The sequence below is a fragment of the Acinetobacter sp. RF15B genome, assembly GCF_007558235.1.
GTDB lineage: Bacteria > Pseudomonadota > Gammaproteobacteria > Pseudomonadales > Moraxellaceae > Acinetobacter > Acinetobacter lwoffii_C.
The window spans coordinates 40299-46305 of the sequence record NZ_VLSR01000021.1 but is presented as its reverse complement, the minus strand read 5'-3'; the positions used below and the strand labels follow the sequence as shown (position 1 = coordinate 46305).

At 42.5% G+C, this 6007-nt stretch carries 7 protein-coding genes and 1 rRNA gene; 3 read left to right on the top strand and 5 right to left on the bottom strand.

All coding sequences use genetic code 11. The features are described 5' to 3' along the window. A 5S ribosomal RNA gene (gene rrf, locus E2K74_RS12610) occupies positions 1 to 115 on the top strand. Between the two features lie 461 nt (positions 116 to 576). Here the strand turns inward: rrf and E2K74_RS12605 are convergent. From E2K74_RS12605 to rplM, 5 genes are all read right to left on the bottom strand, one after another. After that, positions 577 to 1230: a hypothetical protein gene (locus tag E2K74_RS12605; protein ID WP_151208010.1), complete on the bottom strand. Its 654-nt coding sequence runs from the start codon at positions 1228 to 1230 to the stop codon at positions 577 to 579. Positions 1231 to 1249: 19 nt separating this feature from the next. Then, a complete protein-coding gene (locus E2K74_RS12600; RefSeq protein ID WP_151205297.1) occupies positions 1250 to 1678 on the bottom strand; it encodes a ClpXP protease specificity-enhancing factor in 429 nt (142 codons plus the stop codon). A 9-nt stretch (positions 1679 to 1687) separates the two neighbouring features. Then, positions 1688 to 2341 carry a glutathione S-transferase N-terminal domain-containing protein gene (locus E2K74_RS12595; protein ID WP_151208008.1) on the bottom strand — a complete coding sequence of 218 codons (654 nt, stop codon included), beginning with the start codon at positions 2339 to 2341 and terminating at the stop codon, positions 1688 to 1690. A gap of 356 nt (positions 2342 to 2697) precedes the next feature. After that, positions 2698 to 3084, bottom strand: a complete 387-nt coding sequence (gene rpsI / locus E2K74_RS12590; RefSeq protein WP_151205295.1) for a 30S ribosomal protein S9 — start codon at positions 3082 to 3084, stop codon at positions 2698 to 2700. Positions 3085 to 3096: 12 nt separating this feature from the next. Then, positions 3097 to 3525: a 50S ribosomal protein L13 gene (rplM, locus tag E2K74_RS12585; protein ID WP_151205294.1), complete on the bottom strand. Its 429-nt coding sequence runs from the start codon at positions 3523 to 3525 to the stop codon at positions 3097 to 3099. A gap of 666 nt (positions 3526 to 4191) precedes the next feature. Here rplM and pdxA point away from each other — a divergent pair. After that, a complete protein-coding gene (pdxA, locus tag E2K74_RS12580; protein ID WP_151208006.1) occupies positions 4192 to 5160 on the top strand; it encodes a 4-hydroxythreonine-4-phosphate dehydrogenase PdxA in 969 nt (322 codons plus the stop codon). A 30-nt stretch (positions 5161 to 5190) separates the two neighbouring features. Continuing rightward, positions 5191 to 6003, top strand: a complete 813-nt coding sequence (gene rsmA, locus E2K74_RS12575; RefSeq protein WP_151208004.1) for a 16S rRNA (adenine(1518)-N(6)/adenine(1519)-N(6))-dimethyltransferase RsmA — start codon at positions 5191 to 5193, stop codon at positions 6001 to 6003. The last annotated feature ends 4 nt before the right edge of the window (positions 6004 to 6007 follow it).

Sequence of the window (6007 nt, the reverse complement as noted above, 5' to 3'; positions counted from 1 at the left end):
GCTGGCGACCATAGCAAGAGTGAACCACCTGATCCCTTCCCGAACTCAGAAGTGAAACCTCTTTGCGCTGATGGTAGTGTGGGGTTACCCATGTGAGAGTAAGTCATCGCCAGCTCATTATTCAAAAATCCCCCTGCTAAAAAGCAGGGGGATTTCTTTTTTATAAAATGAAAAGAAATAAACGAATTACATCGTTATCTATATGAGTCATCCGCAGTATTTACCTCCAAATATTTAGGTTCACAGTCTTCTAGGAGCTATATTATAAAAGCATTGATTATGGTGCAGGATGGCATACAAACAGAAGCCTAGGTTCAAATCATCGCTTGTCTACAGTATTTCATCTATTAGAGTGCTGATTTACAGCTACTTATCTGAATGACATTTAAGCAATGGCTATTAGCACTTGAGCCAGAGAAGATGATTTTAGTTGGAGAGGTGTTTGAGAGGTTCACAGTTAACTGTATTAGCCCATTTATGTTTAATTTGGACGTGGTATAGCGCTCTAAATATAAAACCCCTAATACTCTAAAGTATTAGGGGTTTAACCGGGTGTTGCAAAAGTTGAGGGGCTGCTTATACAAATAATTGCATTAAAGCACTTGCTAAGATCCATAAAATCACAATTGCAACAACAGGCTCTAAAACTTTTGCCCAGCCCGGAACATTGATGAGGACAACTTCTTCTGCTTCAACTGTAACATGCTGAGTATTTTGGTTAACCATGTGATTAAACTCCTTCATTGAAGTCTCTAATGATAGCTCTTCTTGAGGAATGGGTTTAGAGTCTTTAAGTTCCGTTAGATTATTTGTTGCCCAAACCCAATCATCTGCCTGACCTGACAAATGCTCAATCTGACCCAGCAGCAATTCCTGAATGCTATTCAGGTTATGATTGGCGGTGTCATGCAATTGTTTTAATTCAGACAATTGCAAATGAAAAATTTCAGCGCTGAGATGCTCAAGCTCGCTGCGTGGCAGATCTGATTTATTTTCCGGACGTGTGGTGAGATGACGGGAAATCTCCAGAATATAAAGTTCATCAGGATGCGTGATTTCGTTATAAATTTTCTGTGGATTATCGCGCCACTGTGTAATTAATTTACCTAAAGTCAGCGCATTAATTTCAGAAATATATTCTCGTCTTTGTTCTTTTGTATGGTTTTGTAGAAGCTCAGGCTTTTGAGTTTCTATCTGTTCAACAAAATATTGTACCAAATCAAAAGCCATACACTTGCTCCATTTTTATTTAATCTAATAACCTTAACGTTGGTTTTTTCTTGGTTGGTTCAGGTTGCTTTTCAGTGCTTGATTTTAAAGCATCTTCTTCATTTTGGATATGCTCATATTCACTTGGGTCGAAGAACAGGCCTTGACCGTTTTCTTGGGCATAAATCCCTACTACTGCTGCCATTGGTACGTAAATATCACGCGAGACACCGCCAAAACGTGCAGAAAAGCTGATGTTGTCATTGCTGATGTTTAGGGCATGAACCGCATGAGGCACAATATTTAGAACAATCTGCCCATCTTTAACAAACTGCTCTGGTACCATGGTATGAGGCTGAGTCGCATCGACAAGTAGATAAGGTGTCATATTGTTATCACAAATCCACTCATAGATTGCACGCGCCATATAAGGACGGGTAGGACTTAAGTTGAATTCTGGTTCAGACATGGGAGTTCTCTATAGGTTCGACAATTGCTTTTGATAACGGTTTTTTTCCTGCAAGGTCATGGATTTGACAAATGCAGGGCGACTAAAAATACGTTGACAATATAAGTAAAATGGTCGGCATTGCTGTTTAGGTAATTCTACCCCCATACTTGGCAAACGCACAAAAACGGGTGACAGCATGCAGTCCAGGATACTAAAGTGCTCTGACATAAAATAAGGAAAATGTTGGAACAGCGGTGTCAGTGAAATCAGGATATCGCGTAGCTGGTGCTGTGCCTGCTGGCGTGCTTGCAGGTCCAACGTATCGGGATGACGCAACATAATATCTGCCAGTTTTAGCCAGTCATGCTCAAAACGCCAGAGATACTGTCTCTGTTCTGCACGCGGCATGGGTGCATCGGCATAGAGCTTGTTCTGGCGATAACGGTCATCCAGATATTCAGAAATAATATTGCTATTAAACAGCTTGAGCTCATTTTCAATCAGCATGGGAAGCTGGTTATACGGATTTAGGCTGGCCAGATCTGCATCGTCATGATCGACTAAAATCAGGTTGTATTTTATTTGTTTTTCGGCAAGTACGTAGCGGATCCAATGGGAGCGAAAGTCATCGGCATGACTATATAAGGTAATTCCTTGAAGAGGCGCACTTTCGACTGTCATAAATCCTGAACAAATTCTAATAGATGGACTAGGATACTAAAATTCGCCCCAAAAAGCACCAAGCATCAAAGATGAATTGATATTTGTCTCTTTAAGTTATAAGAAAATAATTAAAGGAAAATATGCTAAAAAATGTTCAAACAGCTTCCTTGAATTAAAGGAGTTGTAGTATCGCTGTTTGTTTTGATTGGTGTAGCGCGTTATTATTTCACTAGATCTTTTTGGTGTCATGAGGGGAACTGGGGGAGGGATATATATGAGCAATAAGCACTAAGAAATCAAACTGGATGAAAATAAATAAGCCATAAAAAAACCCTGGATAATCCAAGGTTTTTTTGTCCAATCCGGTAAACGAATTAACGTTTAGAGAATTGAGGACGTTTACGCGCTTTACGTAAACCAAGTTTCTTACGTTCAACTTCACGAGCATCACGAGTAACGAAACCAGCTTGACGAAGAGCAGATTTGAGTGTGTCGTCAGAAGCGATCAGTGCACGAGTAATACCGTGACGGATAGCGCCTGCTTGACCACCAATACCGCCACCAGCAACAGTGATGTAAAGGTCGTATTTCTCAGTGGCTTCAAGAAGCTCTAGAGGTTGACGAACGATCATACGAGCTGTTTCACGGCCGAAGTATTGTTCAAGTGAACGGTTGTTGATTACGAGTTTACCAGTACCAGCAGATAAGAAAACACGTGCAGTTGCGGTCTTACGGCGACCTGTACCATAATTAGTAGCCATGTGCTGTATCCCTTAGATGTCCAAAACTTGTGGCTGTTGAGCTGTGTGAGGATGCTCAGCACCAGCGTACACTTTCATTTTCTTGATCATTGCATAACCAAGAGGACCTTTTGGCAACATGCCTTTTACAGCGCGTTGGAAGATTTCTTCTGGTTTGTGAGCAACTAGTTTTTCAAAATTAGTTTCACGGATACCACCAGGGAAACCAGTGTGGCGATAGTATTTCTTATCAAGTGCCTTGTTACCAGTCACTTGAACTTGCTCAGCATTGATAATAACGATGTAGTCGCCAGTGTCAACGTGAGGAGTATAACAAGTCTTGTGCTTACCGCGTAAACGACGAGCGATTTCCGTCGCAAGGCGACCTAGAGTTTTGCCAGAAGCATCAACAACGTACCAGTCGTGTTGAACTTCAGCTGGCTTAGCGCTGAGAGTTTTCATTAAACCACTACCTATTATAGTTGGTTTGGACTATGGAAGCTGTCCAAACAAAAAGGAGACGAGATTCTAAACGAATACGTGAAGAATCACAAATGAAAATTAAGAATTCCAAGCGCTGCATTATATAGTAGAGCATAAAGAAAAGGAAGTAATGAAACTTCCGCTTTTCTGAGCCCTCAACCACGATCAAAATAACAACACAGGATAAAAAGAATCAACCTTTCCCTCGAAAATAAGGCTGAGAAGGTGGCTAAAATAGATTAGCCAGCCGACTTTACGATTTCTCAATTTGCAAAATTCAGCTTTGGCGGCGTATTCCGTTTTTTATCTCTGCAGGCACTGGAATTGATTATGGCATTGCTTCTGGAATGGATGCATTTACCAAGATTGTGGATATATCTTAATTCATATTTACCACTGCTACCGGTGCTAATGTAGAGTGCAGTCAGTATCAGTATGCTGTTGCTGAATGCTCAGGGTTATGTTGCTATCTGCTTAGTCATGATTCATTTATCTGATTCTTTTTGTCTTACAACTTTGTGTCAGCACTGTCTCTGAATTGGTACATATTCCAGCTCCTATTAATATCAGATAGCTTTTTAATAGGCATGAATATGGAATCTGCAGGCGGTATACTTGAGGCATATGCTTTAATTTGAGTCAATCATGCTGCCTTTATATGTGACGAGTGGTGAACCTGCGGGTATAGGTCCGGATATCTGTTTAAGCCTTGCAGAACGTGTGGATGAACGGCCGGTGGTGGTGCTGGCAGATATGAGCCTGTTAGAAGCCCGGGCACACTGTTTGAACCAGCAGGTGAAGCTGGTTGAATATACAGGACAAAGCTGTTCGTCAGAAAAAGGCCAGCTTTATGTGGAGCATGTGTCTTTAGAACAGGAGGTTATTTTAGGAGAGCTGAATCCGTATAACTCCGCCTATGTGCTGGAGCAATTACGTCGCTCGGCTGATTATGCCATGACGGGCAAAAGTGTAGGCGTGGCAACGGCTCCCGTACAGAAGTCCGTGATGAATGAAGCCGGGATTCATTTTAGCGGACATACCGAATATTACCAGGAATTTGCGGGCGTGCCGCGCGTGGTAATGATGCTGGCCACTAAAACCTTGCGTGTTGCTTTAGCCACCACACATTTACCTTTACGTGCAGTGGCGGAGGCTATTACACCTGAGCGCTTGCATCAGGTAATTGATATTCTGATTCATGACTTGAAATCCAAATTTAAAATCCAGCATCCGCATATTTTAGTGTGTGGCCTGAATCCGCATGCGGGTGAGGGGGGGTATTTGGGTATGGAAGAAATCGAAGTGATTAATCCGGTGCTGGAAAGCTATCGTGCTCAGGGTATTAACCTCAGTCTGAGCCTGCCTGCCGATACTTTATTTACGCCGGAAAATTTAAAAGATGCTGATGCGGTTCTGGCGATGTATCACGATCAGGGCTTACCTGTGTTAAAATCTCAGGGCTTTGGTGAAGCCATCAATATTACTTTGGGCTTACCGTTCATCCGTACTTCGGTCGATCATGGCACAGCTCTCTCCCTGGCAGGTAGTGGTCTTGCAAAAAGCTCAAGCTTGCATGTAGCTGTGGATTTAGCGCTGGATCTAGCGCGTCAGTGATCTTGTCTTTTTTACACGTTGGAAATGTCTATGTATCAAATTAATGCCTTAAACCCGAAAGATGAAGGGCATCATACGCGCAAGCGTTTTGGTCAAAACTTCTTACATGACCAACGTGTCATTGCTAAAATTGTCCGTTCTGTGAACCCGCGTCCGGGTGACAATATTGTGGAAATTGGACCAGGTCTGGCTGCTTTAACCTCTCCGTTAATTGGTGAATGTGATGCCTTGACGGTGGTGGAACTGGATCGTGACCTAGCAGCAGGCTTACCGGGTCGTGTGCCTTATCCTGAACGCTTAACCATTGTAGAAACCGATGCGTTGAAATATGACTTTACTGAACTTTTTCAGGAAGGTCGCCCGTTACGTGTCGTGGGTAATTTACCTTATAATATTTCAACACCTCTACTGTTTCATCTCTTGGAATTTGGTGAAAAAGTCAAAGACATGCATTTTATGCTGCAAAAGGAAGTGGTAGATCGTATTACGGCCGTGCCGAATACCAAAGAATATGGCCGTTTGTCGGTGATGATTCAATATTACTGCAAGCCGACTTTCCTGTTTGAAGTCCCGCCAGGCTCGTTCAATCCCCCTCCAAAAGTCACTTCTGCAGTATTCCGTTTAGAACCTTATGTAACTAAACCGATTGTGGCAAAAAATGAAAAAGCCTTGGCACGTCTGGTCGCGCATGTATTTACCCAGCGTCGTAAAACCTTACGTAACAGCTTGAAAGGAATGCTGGCAGAAGAAGGCTTTGAAAAGGCGGGGGTCGATCCGATGGCGCGGCCAGAAACCCTGACACTGGCTCAATTTGTAGCATTATCAGATCAAATGGTAAATTAATCTT

Coding starts and splice junctions, on each gene's coding strand:
- E2K74_RS12605 (WP_151208010.1), bottom strand. CDS start 1,230: ATGGCTTTTGATTTGGTACAATATTTTGTTGAACAGATAGAAACTCAA.
- E2K74_RS12600 (WP_151205297.1), bottom strand. CDS start 1,678: ATGTCTGAACCAGAATTCAACTTAAGTCCTACCCGTCCTTATATGGCG.
- E2K74_RS12595 (WP_151208008.1), bottom strand. CDS start 2,341: ATGACAGTCGAAAGTGCGCCTCTTCAAGGAATTACCTTATATAGTCAT.
- rpsI (WP_151205295.1), bottom strand. CDS start 3,084: ATGGCTACTAATTATGGTACAGGTCGCCGTAAGACCGCAACTGCACGT.
- rplM (WP_151205294.1), bottom strand. CDS start 3,525: ATGAAAACTCTCAGCGCTAAGCCAGCTGAAGTTCAACACGACTGGTAC.
- pdxA (WP_151208006.1), top strand. CDS start 4,192: ATGCTGCCTTTATATGTGACGAGTGGTGAACCTGCGGGTATAGGTCCG.
- rsmA (WP_151208004.1), top strand. CDS start 5,191: ATGTATCAAATTAATGCCTTAAACCCGAAAGATGAAGGGCATCATACG.